This window comes from Halobacillus ihumii (genome assembly GCF_902726645.1).
Classification (GTDB): domain Bacteria; phylum Bacillota; class Bacilli; order Bacillales; family Halobacillaceae; genus Halobacillus_A; species Halobacillus_A ihumii.
This window is the reverse complement of sequence record NZ_CACVAO010000001.1, coordinates 591863-610393: the sequence shown is the minus strand read 5'-3', so window position 1 is coordinate 610393 and position 18531 is coordinate 591863. Positions and strand designations below refer to the sequence as shown.

At 40.1% G+C, this 18531-nt stretch carries 17 protein-coding genes, 2 pseudogenes and 1 other annotated feature; of the genes and pseudogenes, 10 read left to right on the top strand and 9 right to left on the bottom strand.

Annotated features, from left to right (window positions below):
- Window positions 1-145: 145 nt before the first annotated feature.
- The 8 genes and pseudogenes from murC to G6R08_RS22345 all read left to right on the top strand — a co-directional run.
- Window positions 146-1441, top strand: coding sequence for a UDP-N-acetylmuramate--L-alanine ligase (murC, locus tag G6R08_RS03300; protein ID WP_163526670.1), 1296 nt, complete (start codon window positions 146-148; stop codon window positions 1439-1441).
- Window positions 1442-1631: 190 nt separating this feature from the next.
- Entirely contained in the window at window positions 1632-2048 is a 417-nt protein-coding gene (locus G6R08_RS03295) for a DUF948 domain-containing protein (RefSeq protein ID WP_163526669.1), read from the top strand.
- A 14-nt stretch (window positions 2049-2062) separates the two neighbouring features.
- Window positions 2063-2524: a YtxH domain-containing protein gene (locus tag G6R08_RS03290; protein ID WP_338035421.1), complete on the top strand. Its 462-nt coding sequence runs from the start codon at window positions 2063-2065 to the stop codon at window positions 2522-2524.
- A gap of 64 nt (window positions 2525-2588) precedes the next feature.
- Window positions 2589-2918: a bacillithiol system redox-active protein YtxJ gene (ytxJ, locus tag G6R08_RS03285; RefSeq protein WP_163526668.1), complete on the top strand. Its 330-nt coding sequence runs from the start codon at window positions 2589-2591 to the stop codon at window positions 2916-2918.
- Between the two features lie 206 nt (window positions 2919-3124).
- Complete coding sequence (locus tag G6R08_RS03280) at window positions 3125-4210, top strand: bifunctional 3-deoxy-7-phosphoheptulonate synthase/chorismate mutase (RefSeq protein ID WP_163526667.1); 1086 nt, start codon at window positions 3125-3127, stop codon at window positions 4208-4210.
- A 215-nt stretch (window positions 4211-4425) separates the two neighbouring features.
- The gene (ccpA, locus tag G6R08_RS03275; protein ID WP_163526666.1) at window positions 4426-5427 is read left to right on the top strand and encodes a catabolite control protein A; all 1002 of its coding nucleotides are present in this window, start codon (window positions 4426-4428) and stop codon (window positions 5425-5427) included.
- A 45-nt stretch (window positions 5428-5472) separates the two neighbouring features.
- Window positions 5473-6116: pseudogene (locus tag G6R08_RS03270) on the top strand (MotA/TolQ/ExbB proton channel family protein); the annotation flags it as partial.
- 1 nt (window position 6117) lies between these two features.
- A pseudogene (locus tag G6R08_RS22345) lies at window positions 6118-6360 on the top strand (OmpA family protein); the annotation flags it as partial.
- Here G6R08_RS22345 and G6R08_RS03260 read toward each other — a convergent pair.
- The 4 genes from G6R08_RS03260 to G6R08_RS03245 form a co-directional block, all read right to left on the bottom strand.
- On the bottom strand, window positions 6350-7519 hold the full coding sequence (locus G6R08_RS03260; protein ID WP_163526665.1) for an acetoin utilization protein AcuC: 1170 nt from the start codon (window positions 7517-7519) through the stop codon (window positions 6350-6352). The pseudogene G6R08_RS22345 and the gene G6R08_RS03260 sit on opposite strands and share 11 nt — an antisense overlap.
- Complete coding sequence (locus G6R08_RS03255; RefSeq protein WP_163526664.1) at window positions 7516-8163, bottom strand: acetoin utilization AcuB family protein; 648 nt, start codon at window positions 8161-8163, stop codon at window positions 7516-7518. Before G6R08_RS03255 ends, G6R08_RS03260 begins: the two co-directional genes overlap by 4 nt.
- A gap of 2 nt (window positions 8164-8165) precedes the next feature.
- Window positions 8166-8816, bottom strand: a complete 651-nt coding sequence (locus G6R08_RS03250; protein WP_163526663.1) for a GNAT family N-acetyltransferase — start codon at window positions 8814-8816, stop codon at window positions 8166-8168.
- 133 nt (window positions 8817-8949) lie between these two features.
- Entirely contained in the window at window positions 8950-11955 is a 3006-nt protein-coding gene (locus tag G6R08_RS03245; protein ID WP_163526662.1) for a transglycosylase domain-containing protein, read from the bottom strand.
- 126 nt (window positions 11956-12081) lie between these two features.
- Window positions 12082-12289: a binding site (T-box leader), on the top strand.
- A gap of 57 nt (window positions 12290-12346) precedes the next feature.
- On the opposite strand from G6R08_RS03245, the gene tyrS reads away from it, so the two are divergent.
- Window positions 12347-13615 (top strand): tyrosine--tRNA ligase, encoded by a 1269-nt coding sequence (gene tyrS / locus G6R08_RS03240; protein ID WP_163526661.1) that lies wholly within the window; start codon window positions 12347-12349, stop codon window positions 13613-13615.
- Window positions 13616-13788: 173 nt separating this feature from the next.
- Here tyrS and rpsD read toward each other — a convergent pair whose 3' ends face one another.
- Entirely contained in the window at window positions 13789-14391 is a 603-nt protein-coding gene (gene rpsD / locus G6R08_RS03235) for a 30S ribosomal protein S4 (protein ID WP_163526660.1), read from the bottom strand.
- A 320-nt stretch (window positions 14392-14711) separates the two neighbouring features.
- A complete protein-coding gene (locus G6R08_RS03230; RefSeq protein ID WP_163526659.1) occupies window positions 14712-15191 on the bottom strand; it encodes a GAF domain-containing protein in 480 nt (159 codons plus the stop codon).
- 121 nt (window positions 15192-15312) lie between these two features.
- On the opposite strand from G6R08_RS03230, the gene refZ reads away from it, so the two are divergent.
- A complete protein-coding gene (refZ, locus tag G6R08_RS03225) occupies window positions 15313-15921 on the top strand; it encodes a forespore capture DNA-binding protein RefZ (RefSeq protein WP_240339640.1) in 609 nt (202 codons plus the stop codon).
- Here the strand turns inward: refZ and hisJ are convergent.
- From hisJ to G6R08_RS03210, 3 genes are all read right to left on the bottom strand, one after another.
- Entirely contained in the window at window positions 15911-16711 is an 801-nt protein-coding gene (gene hisJ / locus G6R08_RS03220) for a histidinol-phosphatase HisJ (protein ID WP_163526658.1), read from the bottom strand. The genes refZ and hisJ overlap by 11 nt on opposite strands.
- A 142-nt stretch (window positions 16712-16853) precedes the next feature.
- On the bottom strand, window positions 16854-17942 hold the full coding sequence (locus tag G6R08_RS03215) for a site-specific integrase (protein ID WP_163526657.1): 1089 nt from the start codon (window positions 17940-17942) through the stop codon (window positions 16854-16856).
- A gap of 243 nt (window positions 17943-18185) precedes the next feature.
- Window positions 18186-18527 (bottom strand): helix-turn-helix domain-containing protein, encoded by a 342-nt coding sequence (locus G6R08_RS03210; protein WP_163526656.1) that lies wholly within the window; start codon window positions 18525-18527, stop codon window positions 18186-18188.
- Window positions 18528-18531: the final 4 nt, after the last annotated feature.

Sequence of the window (18531 nt, the reverse complement as noted above, 5' to 3'; positions counted from 1 at the left end):
ACGCTTTTTTACAAGGAATTGACGTGGTAGAATAAGGAGTATTCTTTTACGAAGACAGTATGAGGCGAGCAAAATATTCGCAAGCTAACTTGTAATTACATACACTATACAATAGTGATTTTCTTTATTTTGGAGGTTCTTGTTTATGACAACTTACCATTTTATTGGTATTAAAGGAACAGGAATGAGTGCACTGGCACAGATTTTACATGATTCCGGAAAAAATGTTCAAGGCTCTGATGTGGAAAAAAGATTTTTCACACAGGAAGTCCTTGAAGACAGAGAGATCCCTATTCTTCCTTTTACTAAAGATAATATAAAAGAAGGACTAATCATTATTGCTGGAAATGCATTTAATGACGATCATGAAGAAGTTAAAGCAGCCAAAGAACTGGGGCTACCTTTTTATTGGTATCATGAATTTCTGGGTGACTGGCTGCAGAGGTACACCAGTATTGCGGTTACGGGAGCCCATGGCAAGACATCGACTACAGGGCTGCTGGCTCATGTTCTTTCTGAAAATTATCCTACTTCGTACTTGATTGGTGACGGAACTGGAAAAGGTCATGAGGAAAGTCAGTTTTTTGCTTTTGAAGCATGTGAATACCGCAGGCATTTCTTAGAGTATGCACCTGATTACGCAATTATGACTAACATTGATTTCGACCATCCTGATTATTTCACAAGCATTGAGGATGTATTCCAGGCTTTTCAGCAAATGGCAAAGCAGGTGAAAAAAGGTATCATAGCGTGTGGTGATGATGAGCATCTTCAGCACATTCAGGCAAATGTTCCTGTGTTGTATTACGGATTAGCAGATACAAATGATTTCCAGGCTCAAAACATTCATGAAGACGAGCAGGGAACGACCTTTGATGTGTTTGTACGCAATACGTTTTATGAATCCTTTTCCATTCCGCAATTTGGCACACATACGGTTTTAAATGCCCTGAGTGTCATAGCTATATGCCATTATGAAGGAATGACAGCCGAGCAGATTAGTAAGTTGTCCACGTTCTCTGGGGTAAAACGAAGATTTACTGAAAAGGAATGGAACGATCAAATTTTAGTCGATGATTATGCCCATCATCCGATTGAAATTACAGCTACAATAGATTCTGCGAGGAAGAAATATTCAGATAGGTCGGTTGTAGCCATTTTTCAGCCTCATACGTACACTCGAACTAAAACATTTCTAAATGAATTTGCTGAGAGTTTAAAATTGGCTGACGCTGTATATTTATGTGATATATTTGGATCTGCAAGAGAAAACAGCGGAAAACTTACTATTGAACATTTACAGAACCTTATACCTGAAGCCCATGTTCTTGATCTTGATGATACAAATCAATTGGCTCAATATGAGGAAGGGATTTTGTTATTTATGGGTGCAGGTGATATTCAAAAGTTTCAAAAGGCTTATGAAGAAAGCAGTGTATAAAATGTATAGACGTGCGGACATCGCATTATAGTTCGCACGTTATTATTTATGAATTTTTCGTCAAATTTAGAGGGTTTTACAAAATGTATATAGAATATATCCATTAAAAGCATTACACGTTTATAAATTTGTTGAATTGGGTAATTACTAAAATGTAAATACATACGAAGAAGGAGTGTGCTTAGGGGCAATGATAATTATGTTATATATTGCTGCACTAATTGCAGCGATCGCATTTGCAGTTCTGGTCATTTATGTAGCTCGAACACTAATCGCCGTACGCCGAACCATGAACAATGTAGCCGATACATTAGAAGGCGTTGAGAAACAAATGGAAGGCATTACATTAGAAACAACCGCATTATTAAATAAAACCAATAAATTAGCTGAAGATGTTGGCGAAAAATCTCAAAAGCTAAATACATTGGTAGATGGTGTTAAAGGAATCGGCGATTCTGTGCAGGATTTCAATCAGTCTCTAAGAACTTTTTCAAAAGGTCTGACAACATCTGCGAATAACAACACAGATTCAGCAGCTCAGGCGATGAAATGGGGACAAGTAGCCATTAATCTGTGGAAGAAATCAAAAAATGAAGATAAAAAATAATTAGGAGGAATGCAATGATGGGTAACCAAAACAACCAGCAAAATGATAAAGCTAATGGAAATGGAAGAGACTTTGTACTTGGATCACTTATTGGGGGATTAGTAGGTGCAGTTGTTGCTTTATTGTTTGCCCCTAAATCAGGTAAAGAGTTGCGTACGAATATTAGTGATGGTTCAAGTGATTGGAGAGAACGGGCTGGCGAGTGGAAAGATGTGGCCTATGAGAAAGGCGGCGAGTGGAAAGACCGCGCTGTGGAATCTTCTTCACAATTGTCAAAAACAGTCTCAGAAAAATCTCAGGAATTAGGTTCAAAAGTGAAAGATTCTACAAAATCTCTTCAAGACAAAGTAAATAGCGCTAGAAATAATGATGATGAGGAAGCTGAGAAAGCTGCCCAGGAAGTTGCAGAGGCAATTGAGGAAGCAGCACAGGAGCTTGAGAAACAACAAGATTCTACAACTTCTTCAAACGTATAAATACAACTAGAGCGGGGGCGGGAGCCCCTGCTTTTTTTAACCTTATATAAAGGAGATTTCTTTTATGACGATTCAGCATCTAATAACAGAGCAGGAATTTCATGAGCTAATTACGAAAAATGAACCATTTTTCCTGTTAAAGCATAGTCTTACTTGTCCAATTAGTGCTTCGGCGAAAGAAGAATACGAAGTTTATAACAAAGAGTCTGATTTACCCTGTTTTATTCTTTATGTACAGGAAGATAAAGAGCTTAGCAGTAAGATCGCTAAAGATTACAACATAAAGCATGAATCTCCTCAGGCGTTGTTATTTAATGACAAGGCAGTTCTTTGGCATAACAGCCATCATAATATCACAGTCGCCTCATTAACAAATGCTGCAATTCATTCATAAGCAATAGGAGGAATGAAAGCATTTGTTTGCGCCTGTTTTGATTGAAATTATACGTTATATGACTGAAAATGATGAACTTTTTAAACAATTTTTCATGAAAGCCCTTACTATGGGTGACAACTTTCGTAAAATTCGCTATAATTGTTCCTAATTATCTTTGCATGATTTTTTTATCGAAAACAATAATAGACATAGGAGGACTAGTTATGAGCAACCAACAGTTAGACCAGTTGCGTAATCAACTGGAAGATGTAAATTTGCAGCTTTTGAATTTAATCAATAAACGCGGTGAATTGGTAAAGGACATTGGTCAAATAAAAGAAAAACAGGGCATGAATCGTTTCGACCCAGTACGAGAAAGAGTCATGTTTGACCAAATTTCCAAACATAATGATGGTCCTTTTGAGGATTCAACGGTTATTCACTTATTTAAAGAGATATTTAAGGCAAGTCTTGAGCTGCAAGAAGATGATCATAGAAAAGCATTATTAGTCTCTAGGAAGAAGAAGCCTGAGGATACGGTCATTGACATTAAAGGTGAGAAAATCGGTGACGGTGAACAACACTTTATTATGGGACCTTGTGCAGTAGAAAGTTATGAACAAGTATCTACCGTGGCTGAAGCTGTAAAAAAACAAGGATTGAAATTATTGCGAGGCGGGGCCTTTAAACCAAGAACCTCCCCTTATGATTTTCAGGGTCTTGGAATCGAGGGATTGAAAATATTGAAAAAGGCAGCTGATGAACACGATCTAGCTGTTGTAAGTGAAATTGTTAATCCAGCTGATATTGAAAAAGCTGTTGATTATCTTGACGTCATTCAGATTGGTGCACGAAACATGCAAAACTTTGAATTGTTGAAAGCAGCAGGATCTGTAAATAAACCTGTTCTATTAAAACGTGGAATGTCGGCAACAATTTCCGAGTTCATAAATGCAGCGGAATATATAATTTCTCGTGGAAACGGTAATATCATTCTTTGTGAACGTGGAATTCGAACATATGAGAAAGCCACTAGAAATACCCTGGATATCTCAAGTGTTCCAATTTTGAAGCAGGAAACACATCTGCCCGTTATGGTTGATGTTACACACTCCACGGGGCGAAGAGACCTGCTTCTGCCTGCAGCTAAAGCAGCCCTTGCTATTGGTGCAGATGGAGTAATGGCCGAAGTACATCCAGACCCTGCTGTGGCCCTTTCAGATTCAGCACAACAGATGGATATCCCAACTTTCGATACATTTATGAAAGAATTAAATAACTTTAATGTAAATGCCTTAGCTAGACAATGATCTGAACAATTTTTTGAACAAATTATGTCATATAAATAAGTCAGGCTGAATTTTCAGCCTGACTTATTTTTTTGTTCTCATGTTATTCGTTATAATAGTTAGGGTATCCTAGAACTAACAAACGATTTAAGAAACATTGCGGAGAATATCTAATTATCGTATGATGATATTTATAATATCTCGGAATTGTTGGAAACGACGGAGGAGGAAACAGGATGAATGTAACAATTTATGATGTAGCGAGAGAAGCAAGTGTATCAATGGCCACGGTCTCGAGAGTTGTAAATGGCAACCCGAACGTAAAGCCAGCAACAAGAAAAAAGGTGAATGATGCCATTGAGCGGCTTGGTTACCGGCCGAACGCTGTAGCAAGAGGACTGGCTAGCAAGAAAACTACCACAGTCGGAGTAATTATTCCTGACATTTCAAGTATCTTTTTCGCGGAGCTGGCTCGTGGGATAGAAGATATAGCAACGATGTACAATTACAATATTATTCTTAGTAACTCTGATCAAAACAAAGACAAGGAACTCCACTTAATTAATGCTATGCTCGGAAAGCAAGTGGACGGGCTTGTGTTTATGGGGGGCACAATCACTGACGAACACGTCCATGAATTTAAAAATGCTTCCGTACCTGTTGCGCTTGCAGCAACTGTAGATGAGACGAAGGAAACCCCTTCAGTTAATATTAATTATGAACAGGCGGCGTATGAAGCTGTAGAGCTATTAGTCTCTCACAATAATGAGCGGATTGCTTATGTGTCAGGTGCTGAAAATACTGAAATAAACAATCAGAAACTTGAAGGATACAAGCGTGCATTGCGTGATCGTAATCTAAACATAAATGATGACTTGATTATTACAGGAGACTATTCCTACGATTCAGGAATTGAAGCATTTGAACAGCTTTGGGAGTTGGATGAAAAGCCTAGCGCTATTTTTGTGGCAGCAGATGAAATGGCTTTAGGTGTTATTCATGGTGCGCAAGACAGGGGACTCTCTGTACCTGAAGATGTAGAAGTGTTTGGATTTGACAACACCCGACTGGCTACGATGGTTCGACCGACTTTATCGACAGTAGTTCAACCGATGTATGATATTGGGGCGGTTGCTATGCGGTTACTCACGAAGTTCATGAACAAAGAAGAAGTCGAAGAACAAAATGTTACATTGCCCCACAGAATAATCGAAAGAAATTCAACTCAATCGAAGTAATGCCGATATAAATACTAAATCTATTTATGAATCGGGGAGAGAAGAATGAACAAGCGAGACGTATTGACTCCAATCGGAATCACTTTAGGTATCGTGATGGTTATGTTTGGAATTATTTCGAGTGCAGGCGTAAAGGGAGCAGCTCCCTTTGCTGACGCTGCTTCGATTTTAATTGATTGGCGGACTTTTCGCGGCTCTAATGGCGAATTTTAACTTAACAGAAATGAAAGTAACATTTCGCGTACTTCAGGAATCTTTTATGAAGAATGATATGAGCTTACGTGAGTTGGTGCAGTTGTTCGTTCGGCTCTCCGACAAAGCTCGCAGGGAAGGGCTGCTTTCACTGGAGAGTGAGCTTGATGGAATAGAAGACCCTTTTATTAAAAAATGCATTCTTCTGGCAATGGATGGAGCGGAGCCTGACGTGATTAACGGTGATTAACGATATTATGACTGCAGAGATTGTTGCAGTTGAAAAACGCCATCAGCGAGGCAGAACAATTATTGAAAAAGCAGGAGAGTATGCTTCAGCCTGGGGGATGATCGGATCGGGACGTTAATCGGGCTTGTGCTGATGCTGCAGACATTAAGCAGCCCTGGAGACCTTAGGACCGAAAATGGCTATAGCGCTTCTAACAACACTATATGGTACATTGTTGGCTAACTTAGTATTTAATCCTATGGCTGGATACGGACAATCGTCCGATTTCTACCTTTAAATACCCCTCAAATTGGGAATTGTCAGGTGCCAGGGCGGGGAGTGTTATTAGATACTTACTTTCAAATACAGAAGGCTTAAAACAAAGTCGATTCACAGCGGCGGCCTACGCTGATACGCGACCAGTTGTACCAAATAACTCGATAGAGAATTGGAGTAAAAACCGCAGGGTTGACCATAAAAAAAGACCTCTTAGGTCTTTTTTTATGGGTTGAATTTTTTCTGATTGAGTATGAACTGCATGGATTTTTCTAATATCTTTTGGTTCTTTTCAGATATTTCCTGCTTTCTCGGAATTTCCTTGTAAGCACCTGGCGGGTCCTCCCAGCGTGTGGGCAATTGAACAGGAGATTTGGATTGCCAATGGTCTCTCCAAGAAGCTGGTAACGGACCTGTAAAAGGACTTCCCGTTGACATGATCTTCCAAAGTTGCGCCCATGCTCTTGGGACCACTCGCCAAATATCATAACCTCCTCCTCCAAGTGCAATCCACCTTCCTTCACAATACTCATGGGCAAGTTGATGAGCAAGCATTGGAATTTTCTCATATAATTTCATGGTTCCGCATAAATGGGTAAGCGGGTCCAGAAAATGAGCGTCTGCACCGTTTTGGGTAATAATAATGTCTGGTTTGAAATAGTCTACAATTTGTCTGAAAGCGTATTCATACAATTGTATGAACGACTCGTCTTCAGTAAAGGCATCTATAGGCAAATTAAACGAGTAGCCATACCCTTCTTTGAGGCCTCGTTCATTAACATTGCCGGTCCCAGGAAAAAGATAGCGTCCTGTTTCATGAATAGAGAAGGTACAAACATTCGGATCGTCATAAAAGGCCCATTGCACACCATCGCCATGATGGGCATCTGTATCCACATAGAGCACTTTGTAATCGGTATGTTTGCGGATATATTTTATACCAACAGCTCCATCGTTATAAATACAAAATCCAGAGGCTTTTCGTTCAAATCCGTGGTGAAGTCCGCCGCCTAGATTGATCGAATGTTTTGCCTTCCCTTGCAGAACGGAATCGATAGCGGCAAGTGTACTTCCAACCAGGAGGGAAGAAGCTTCATGCATACCTGAAAAGATGGGCGTATCCTCTGTTCCAATTCCATATTCCAGCCCTTCACTCTCTGTCAGCTGTCCTTCACCACCCCGTTTTACAGCATTAATGTATTTAGGGTGATGGACGAGTCTTAGTTCTTGTTCCGTAGCCACGCGGGGCGGAATAATCTGAGTTTCAGTAAGGGCGTGCTCTTTTTCAAGTAAATCCTTTGTCATTAGTACTCGTTGTTGATTAAAAGGATGATCTTCTCGGAAGCGATAGCGAGTAAATTCTTCTGAAAAAACGAAGCTTGATGAACAGGTCATGATGTCATCCCCGGTAAATTCGGCCAAAGGACTTCATAACCCTCAGCTTTTAAGTCATCGATAGTTGGAAGTGGGTTCATTGTTTGTATTCGGACAACTATAATTTTATAGTTTTGATCAGGCTTGTATGGATAGATGAGGACAGAACTGATGTTTACTTTTCGCTTTCCGAAAACTTGTGTGACCTGTGGGAGCATCCCAGGTTTGTTGATCACTTTTATTTCTATTTGAGAGCTTTGCACATTCGTTCCAGTCAGCTGGATGAGTGTGTGCAGCATATCCTTTTCTGTAATGATTCCGATAAGTTCATCATTTCGTGTAACGGGGACACAGGCAATTTCTTGTTCGTAAAAAATGCCTGCTACTTCTTCAACAAAATCAAGTGGGTGGACGGTTGTAACTGGTGTTGTCATGATCGATTGAATCGGGTGGTTTAGTTGGTCAGAATGTTCAGGGTCGTCAAAAATGGACGGACTTGCGTCACGGACATCCCGATCGGAGACTATTCCGATCACACAGTTTTGCTGATCAACTATAGGAATGTGTCGAATTCTATGCGCGTTTAATAACTTTAACGCTGTTTCAATGCAATCTTCAGGAGACATAGTGATGACATCTTTATTCATAATTTCTTCGACTAGCATACTCATTCGCCCCTTGCTTTACGATATTGATGGCGGGTGAGAAACCGTAAATGATCAAATTGTTCAACAGATTCCTGTGGAACATTCTCCCCAATTCTTACCATTAAGCAATTTGCTGGATGGGATATAATTTCAGGGTCATCTGTTGGAGCCGGTGTCAGCCCGCCGGCAGCCATCATCTTTTCCATGACTTTTCGATAATCCCAAATGGAAAGGCGTGTTCCTTTAAGGTCCCAATGCCAATAGTACTCATTTGAAATAATAATGTAGTTTTCCATATATTCGTCTTGCATAGATAGTTGAAGCAAGCGTGAACCTACACGAAAGCCACGAAACTTAGGAACCACCTCTATGGCTCCCAGTTCAATGAGGTCTTCCATATTTCCTTCCGACCAACGCTCTAATGGATCAGGGTGAAGATACGTAACATAACCAATAATATTTTCTTGGTTGCGAGCGATAATAATTCGTCCCTCTTCAAAAGCAGCAATACTTTGAAGTGCTTCAAACTGCTTAGCTGGAGGACGGAAGGCATTTAATCCTTCATCAAATGTATAACGAGATAGTTGATCTGGCAGGAGCGGTCCTTCTACTATAATGGGTCCATATTTACTATCAAAGGTTTCTGAATACTGGGTTTTTGTATGTTCCATTGCATCACCACCTAGCTCTGAGGGTTTTCTGTCTACTCTTCACATTATACATGATTGATTGCTATTTTAAATCATCTGCAAAAGAAAACTCCAGCCCTAGTACAGGACTGGAGTATAGTAAGAATCGGTTGAGCTATTCTTCCGGTTCATCTTGATTTTGATTGTTGGTATTGGAAGAGTTTTCAGTTTCAGCTGCTTCTTGCTCAGAGGAGGTTTCTTCATTGGAATTATTATCCTCTTCTGATTCATTAGTGCTTCCCGATTCTTCTTCTGCTGAAGTCTGCTCGTCCGTTTCGGGTTGCTCTGATTGTGATTCAGACTCTTGTTCTGGTTTAGGTTCTTGTTTTTCCTTTTTCTTTGGTTTCGATGCTGGTTTTCCAGGATCACCTACTTTAACAGTAGATGAATTTCCTGAAGATTGACCGAAATAGTCCACGGCTCTGACTGCATAAATACCATCTCCGCCAGAGAAGTTAAAGGAAGTCTCAGTCGTACTACCTATTACTGAGAATGAGCCTCCGGGTTCAGAAGCCTTATAAACCCTGTAGCCAACAACATCATTACTTGATGAGGCGGACCAGGAAATGGTGGAGGAGCTTACTGAAACAGAGCTTGGAGCTGCAGGACTCTTCCCATCATTTTCTATAGATGATGACGTTGATAACGATCCGGAGGACGGAAGGGCAACATTCTCCCAGGCCCCTCTATTTGGAATCAGATAATTTAACGTCGATTGCGAATCATAGTTGTTTTCTTTGATAAACTCTGGGCTCAGAGTGACGCCGCCTTCGTCTATCACAAATTCACTTGGAGTATTACCTCCGGCAGCTACTAGTTTGTCCTTCACTCTGACAAAATTACCACTAATTAAGCTATCGTCCACTTTCGTTGGAGCATATTCAGCGATATAGAGGTCACTTTTGGCTAATCCTACTGAGGAACATAGCTCAGAAGCTAATAAGCCTGATGTCGCACAATAAGACCGTGACACGATTCCGTCTGGACGCTGGAATCCACTGTCTGGAACCATCAGTTCTGGTCGGATCTCTGAGAGTGCATTAACAACATCAGCCCATAATGCTGTATTTCTTCCACTATAGTTTGACACATCTTCTAAATTCTCTTTTCGGTCATATCCCATCCACATGCTGACCGTAACATTTGGATTTGTGGCCACAAACCATGTATCTCTTTTGTTTTGGGAGGTTCCTGTTTTACCAGCCCAGTCCACACCAGGATTTGTAAGCTGACCCTTTAATCCTGCTGCTGTACCGTATTGCAAGACATCGCGCATCATATCAATCGTCAAGTAGGCTGCTTGCGGACTAAAGACCTCTGTAGATTCTGTTTCATGCTGATAGAAAACTTCTCCGTCTTTCGTTACAATCTTGTCTATCATATAGGCATCCACAAATGTTCCCATGTTTCCAAAAGTAGCATAAGCATTCGTGTTCTCCGCATTAATAATTGATGCCGAGCCTAGTGCTAGGGAAGGGTTCGTATAGTGTTCTTCACTCAATGTCGTGATTCCCATTTTTTCTAAATAATGTTTAGCAGGGTTTTCGTCAATAATTTTCATATATGCTTTGACTGCTGGCACGTTATAGGATTTCGCTAAAGCATATCTTGCCGATACGAGCCCGTGATATCCCATGCCGTAGTTAGTTACGTCATCACTCGTGCCACGGTATTGATAAGGCACATCCGCAAGCACTGACCCAGGCTGAAGCCGTCCCATATCAATAGCAGGTCCATAAACAGCTAATGGTTTCATCGTACTACCAATCGAACGTGGTCTCTGAGTTGCATGGTTCACTTGCATTTGTTCAAAGTCACGACCGGCAATAAATCCTTTTATCTTACCAGTGGAGTTCTCAATAACTGTACTTCCCACTTGTGCAAGGATTACTTTTTGAACTTGTTCTCCCGTTTCAGGATCTGTAACTGTGATCGTCTTGTTGCGAGGGTAGCGATTGTAATTATTTTTTACTTTTTGAAGAACATCATAAACCTCCTGGTCTATCGTTGTATGAATCTTGAAGCCGCCTGTACTCAATTTGCGTTCTGCCATGATATTGTATTCTTCAGCCAGCTCTTCATCGTCAGCCAGGTCTTCCATTGTGTCACCGTTCTTCTTAACTAACTGCTTGATGATAATATCTTTCGCACGCCTATGAATCTCATCGGTTAAGAAAGGATATTTCTCATATGATGAATTTGTAGGTTCTGCTAGATTCTCTACTAGATTAAAGTCCAGTGCTTTCTCGTATTGTTCTTTCGTAATAGCTTCTGTTTCATACATTCTCTGTATTACTTCTTTCATGCGGTTAATTCCTGGCTGAAGCGCTTCCTCACTCTTTACCTCACCATTATTTTTAAATGGTGTGTACGCAAAGGGACTTTGTGGGAGCCCTGCGATGAAAGCAGCTTGAGGAATTGATAAATCCTTTGCGCTTACACCAAATATTCCTTCAGCAGCAGATTGAACGCCCGCTATGTTTTGGCCGTTGGCATTACGGCCAAAGGGAACAATATTTAAGTAGGCTTCTAGAATTTCTTCTTTCTCAAAGAAACGCTCCACCCTAAGGGCTATTAGCATTTCTTTTGCTTTTCGTTCAAAAGATACTTCATTCGTTAAAATTTGGTTTTTCACAAGCTGCTGTGTTAATGTACTACCACCCGTTTTAACTGCCGCGTTTGTTACCTCCTGCATGACAGCACGCATGACAGCTTTAGGAACAACTCCGTTATGTGTTTTAAAATAGGCATCCTCTGTTGCGATAACTGCATTTTTAAGATGCTTACTCATTTGATCTAATGGAACTTCCTCACGATATATATCTGATTGAATTTTCCCTAAGTAGTTTTCATCGTCAAAATAAATTTCCGATGTTTCTTCATAGTTATATATACTTTCACGCATTTCTGCCTCGCTTCTCATTGGCTCGTCCTTTACGAGCGAGGCGAAATATCCAGCTCCGACACCTCCTGCGAAGAATAGACCGACTACTCCAAGAATGATAAAAAACAATATAATATTCCAGGCCACATCGTAGCTGATGCGAGTATTCTTTTGAATGATTCCTCTCTCCCAAAGAGACTTAAGAGACTGAAAATCAAACTTTTTATTGTTCCCCATATATTATAAACCCTCCTAAATTCCACACTATATTATAACATATCAGTCGTTATAAGACACCGTTCGTCAAAGATTTACTGTTGCCTTTTCGAACAAGTTATGATAATAATGGAATACAGTTTAATTATTCGTGCGATGAATGACTGAAGTAGAGAGTGAATCACTTTTTCAGAGAGCTGACGGTTGCTGTGAGTCAGTAAATACTTACTCTTGAATTACGGTCTGGAGCAGTCTTTTGGCATGGCCAGAAGACGGTTGATTGTTCAACCGTTATCAATGGAGTGGCATGTTATGTGCAACAAGGGTGGTACCGCGAAAAGACCTCGTCCCTTTTAATAGGGAGGAGGTCTTTTTTGTTTTCAAAAATTCAAAAAAATAGAGGTGTTAAAGATTGGATATCTTAACGGATTTAGAGAAACGAGGGTTAGTTAATCAGGTAACTGATGAAGAAGGATTGCGTAAACATTTAAGTGAAAAGCAGGTAACGTTGTACTGTGGTTTTGATCCAACAGGCGACAGCCTTCATATTGGACATTTGGTGCCGGCCCTGTTATTGAAACGATTTCAGGAGGCTGGGCATAGGCCAATTGCTTTAGTTGGCGGCGGTACAGGGATGATAGGCGATCCCAGCGGTCGGTCTACTGAGCGTCAGTTAAACTCGGCTGATGTCGTGCTTGGATATAGTGAAAAACTGAGCCAACAGCTTGCTAAACTGCTTGATTTTGATAAAAAAGAAAATGCAGCTGTGGCAAGAAATAATCATGAATGGCTTTCGCAAATGACTATAATTGATTTCCTTCGCGATACAGGAAAACATTTTGGCATCAATTACATGTTGGCGAAAGATTCTGTTGAGTCTCGTATTGAAAGCGGCATAAGCTTCACAGAATTCAGTTACATGATTCTGCAAGCTTTAGACTTTCAACAGTTAAATGAAAAAGAAAATTGCACATTGCAAATTGGCGGGAGCGACCAGTGGGGCAACATAACCGCAGGACTTGAATACATTCGCAGGTCATCTTCTGGGGAAAAAGAAACGGAAGCCTTTGGGTTAACGATGCCGTTGATTACGAAAGCAGATGGTTCTAAATTCGGTAAAACAGCTGGCGGCGCAATCTGGCTGGATCCTGAGAAAACAACTCCATACGAGTTTTATCAGTTTTGGATAAATGCTGATGATCGTGATGTCGTGAAATTTTTGAAGTATTTCACATTCTTGGGTCATGATGAAATCGCTGAACTTGAGAAAGAAGTAGAAACACAGCCTGAGAAACGGGCAGCTCAAAGACGTCTTGCTGAAGAGATGACTCGCCTTGTGCATGATGAGGAGGCCTTGAAGCAAGCAGAACGAATTAGCGATGCTTTGTTTAGCGGAGATATAAAATCCCTTTCCGGGTCTGAGATAGAGCAGGGATTCAAGGATGTGCCGGCTTTTCATTCTGAGGATAAAGAACCAGCGCTAGTTGAATTGTTAGTTGCAGCTGGAATTTCTTCATCTAAGCGACAGGCGCGAGAGGATATTAAAAATGGAGCCGTTTATATTAATGGAGAACGAAATCAGGAACTATCGCACACCATTAACGATACGGATCGGATTGAAGACCAGTTTACGATCATTCGCAGAGGAAAGAAAAAGTACTTTTTAATTCGATATGTATAAAGAAAGAGGAGTCTCCATTGGTAAAGGGAGGCTCCTTTAGTTATGAATACCAATTACTAAATTCTACCACCTCAGGTCATCCAGAAAATGGATGACCTGAGGTGGTAGAAAATCCCTGTTTATGCATAAAAGAAAACCACCCTGGGATGGGGTGGTTTTCATAAAATAGGCTATTAACGAGAGTAGAACTCAACGATAAGAGCTTCGTTAATTTCAGCTGGAAGTTCAGAACGCTCAGGGTAACGAGAGTATGATCCTTCTGCCTTATCAGCATCAAATGAAAGATACTCTGGTACGAAGTTGTTCACTTCAACAGCTTCTTGTACAATGTTTAGGTTTTGTGATTTCTCACGAAGACCAATTACTTGGCCGGGAGCAACGCGGTAAGATGGGATATCTACGCGGCCGCCATCCACAGTTACGTGTCCGTGGTTAACTAGCTGACGAGCCTGTGGGCGAGTACGAGCTAGACCTAGACGGTACACAAGATTATCTAAACGAGATTCAAGGAGAATCATGAAGTTCTCACCGTGAATTCCTTTCATGTTACCAGCTTCTTCAAACATGCGACGGAATTGACGCTCAGTTAAGCCGTACATGAAACGTAGCTTCTGCTTCTCTTGAAGCTGAAGTCCGTATTCAGATTGTTTTCTGCGTTGATTTGGACCATGCTGTCCAGGAGCGTAAGGACGCTTGTCTAGTTCCTTACCAGTTCCACTTAAAGAAATGCCATAACGACGTGATTTTTTCCAGGTTGATCCTGTATAACGTGCCATTGGTATTTCCTCCTCTTTTATTTTATTTTGCATAAAATAAAAACAGTGTGTTCCATGTAACGCTGTACATTTTGTTTTCATGCACCATCGCTCCAGCAGCAGAGAGTTACGCGATGCACCTCTTTAATGAGGAACAAAATGAAGACAGTCGCCGGATTCACATAGGCTGCCATTTATTTTACACAAAGGTTATTATAGAATTTTTATAGGTATAAGTCAAGGAAGAATCCTAGTCAGTATCTTAGATCATATAGAAACAATAAAACCGCTCCATGTACAAGAGCGGTTTTAATCTGTGATAAGAGATTTAATGTGTATGATTAAAGATGTTTTTCAAGGGTTTTAACGAATAATGATAGACATTCCTCGTCTGTATTATCAAACCTGCCTACAGATGGGCTGTCAATGTCGAGGACGCCATATATGGCACCGTCTTTGAAGATGGGGACGACAACTTCGGATTGGCTGGCTGCGTCACAGGCAATATGTCCCGGAAAAGCATTTACATCATGAACTCGTTGAGAGGTACCTTCAGAAACAGCTGTCCCACAAACGCCTTTTCCAGCTGGGATCCGCACACATGCCGGAAGACCCTGGAATGGTCCTAAAACCAGCTCATTCTCCCTCCACACATAAAAGCCGACCCAGTTCACATTTTCAAGAAATTGGTTAAGCAATGAAGATGCATTTGCCAGGTTGGCTATTTGATCAGGTTCTCCCTCGAGCAGAGCGTCCAGCTGCTTGATTAGCAGCTGATATTGTTCTTGTTTTGTACCTTTATAATGTGCGGTCTGAAACATGATAAAACCTCCTATATAATATATGTTCGACAGAATTCCCGCTTGATTGTCGGGAATTGATGTACGATTCTTAAAGGATTTTAACGGATAATGGGGAACTCCTCTAGTAAGGAGGAATTCAATGATGAACCGTCAAAATACAACAAGACAAAAGGTGTTAGATGTCGCCAGCCAACTTTTCTATAGCCAGGGGTTTAACGGAACATCTGTCCGGGATATTGCTAACCGTGCACAGGTTAACGTGTCATTGATTCATTACTACTTTAAAAGTAAGCAAGGATTGTTTGAGTCCTTAGCTGTGCATTACTTTGAACCATATCTTGAGATGATTGAGGATGAAGTGAATGCAAATTTGGAGCAAAATTTAGAATCATTAGTGAAAAGAATTTTACAATATAAGCAGGAACATTATCAACTTTCCTGTTTGGTAAATCGGGAATTAACATTAAACACTGTTTTTGCCAGAGAAATGTTAGTCACCTATTTGGCTAAAGAGAACCATCTATTTACACAACTCTTATTTAATAAAACAAATAAACTTGAGATTACTTATAAAGAAAAGATGTGTCTGGTACAACTGAAGGGCCTTTTAAACGCCCCATTTGTTATGCCGCTTGAATTTCAGGAATCACTTTTAACAGATACTTCCGTTTCTCATTTTATTGATGTGTACAGTTCACTTATGATGGAACGTAAAGCGTTGAAGGCAAAGCGAGTCTTCAGCGTATAAGAGAAGCGTCAATAGCTGAATAGCCTTGTTTTAATGAATCACTGTTGTGTGCGTCCGAACCATATATAAGCGAAATTCCTTTTGCGGAAGCCTTTCGAGCTATGTTTAATGGCGGATAGGCTTCTTTGCAATGTTCTTTTTTCATACCTGCTCCATTATAATCCAGCGTCACCGCTTTGTCCCTGATAAAATCAAGAAAGGATTCTGCCATCTGTTCCCACCCAGCAGGCGGCTTATATAACCACTGGAACTTTTTAATAAGCGTCATGTGTCCAATTCTGTTCGGTTTGAAGGCGCCTAAATCAGCTAGAACTGATTCACGTAGCATATCAAAATACAGCTGATAGAGTTGACGCAGATCACCAATCGCCATCAAAGAACTTTTATACATGTCCGGACTATAATCTATGCAGTACCATTTATTATAAATAGGGAGAAAATGGACAGATAGGATGCTGTCGTCAAGGGATGGTCCGTATTCATTTAACAAATCCTCGGTTTCTTTTTCAAATCCTTTTATATAATCAATTTCGAGTCCTGCCTGTACATTGATATCAGAAGCATAAGCTTTCTTCACTTCTTCTATATCCTTAATATACGATTCTAGCAAGCGTGGATTCATTCCACTGTCTTTTAATGGAACAGGATCAGTAAAGGAAGGCGGTAATGGGGCATGTTCTGTAAAAGTCAGTGAAGCATACCCGAGTTCAATAGCCTTTTCTACGTATGAATCAAGAGAATCTGAAGTCCCGTGCGGACAATAAGGAGAGTGGACGTGGCCGTCAATCATAATTCTGCACCTGCTTCCCTTGCATTAATTGTCAATATGTTAATAAATTTGAAATATCTTAGCCAAAATGACTACTAACATGGTATCATAAGTTGTTACATTGGATTATCCCTTTACATCAAGGGTTTTGTGTAAGGGGTGGTCACGAAACGGTCACGGATTCGAACACTTCCGCAGCTTCACGTTTAGAACTTTCGTCAAAGTGAGTGTACTTGTTTAGAGTAATGGATATATCACTATGACCTAGACGATCACTCACTACTTTTATGTTTACACCTTTTTGTATAAGGATAGTAGCGTGTGTATGCCTTAAATCATGATACCTGATCCGTTTTATTCCTGCACAAAAAGCATATCTATCCAAGCGATCGCTCATCGTTTTAGTGGCTATAGCTGTTCCCCTTTCATTCGAAAATACCCCATTACTGATATTAGGATGCCAGGCATGTTTTTTGTATTTCTTGAGTAAGTTTACCAGGTAGTTTGAAATATATATTGGTCGCCTGGAGGACTCACTTTTTGGTGGTATCCATTCATTAAACTGTGATTTAGCTGGTGCAAGTTGCCTTTTTATATGAATAACCTTTTCTGATAAATCGATGTCATCCCACATCAGTCCACGTACTTCACCTTTCCTCATACCTGTGTGAAGCGTTAGAGCAAACATGGTGCGTGAATATAAATCATCATGACAAATGTTCATAAACTTATTTATATCTTCCTCAGTCCATACATCTATTTCAGTTTTTGGCACTTTCTTCATTTTGATCTTTTTGTGGGGATCCTTCTGAATAAATTCATTGTCAACGGCGAACTCAAATAAATGTGAAATAATTGTTACTGAGTTGTTATGAGAGTGGATACTATATTCATCTAACATTTCACTGTATGCTTCCTGTAAATGATACGGTTTAATATGAGTTAAGGTATCCTGCTTCAAATACTTCATGAACCGTTTGTACCCTTCACGATATGCTTCCATTGTTCGGGTATTAGACTGGCTCAAAATGATCCGGTCGTATTTAGCAAACAGCTCCTGGATAGTGATGTCCTCTTTAAAGAGTTGTTTCCCACTTTGAAGATCGTAAAGCAATTCGTTTATTTTCTCTTGTGCTGCTTTCTTCGTCTTAAAACCACTACGCCTGATCTGTTTACGTTTTCCATTTGCATCTGTTCCAGCATCTACACGGATAGAGTAGGTTGTCCCGCGCTTTTTTATTGACCCTTTCATAATGTCACCTCCATAAGAAAAAGAGAGGAAATCATTCCTCCCTCACCCCAATATACACCATATCTCCATCCTTGATAGTAACACCTTTTTCCAGTAGCTCAGTATAAATGAACATTTCTCTATGTACCCCCTTGATGTAAGAACGCTTGTTCGTAACATGCTTTAATTATACATCTTTGTACTTACAATTTCTATAATATTTTGAAATCGAGGGGGTTAAAAATAGCGACATTTTACGACAATTTACTCATTTTTATTTAATTTTCTTAATGTTTTAACTATCTCTATATACTCTCTAGCTTCTTGTGGTGTGATCTTCTCTTTCTTTAACTCTTCATTGAATGCGATCCACTCTACGTCTAATCCCTCTGGTTTCTCTGCTTCTTTGCCAAACAAGGATGATAACTCTATATCGTAAAACGCACATAATTTTTCTAATGTCTGTAAGCTAGGAATCTTTCCATTCTCTATCTGACTCATGTATGAGTGACTTTTACCCAGTCGATTACCTGCCTCTCTAAGTGTGTATCCTTTTTTCTTCCTTTCCTTTTTTAATCTTTGACCAATCTTTTCATCTAATTCCATTACT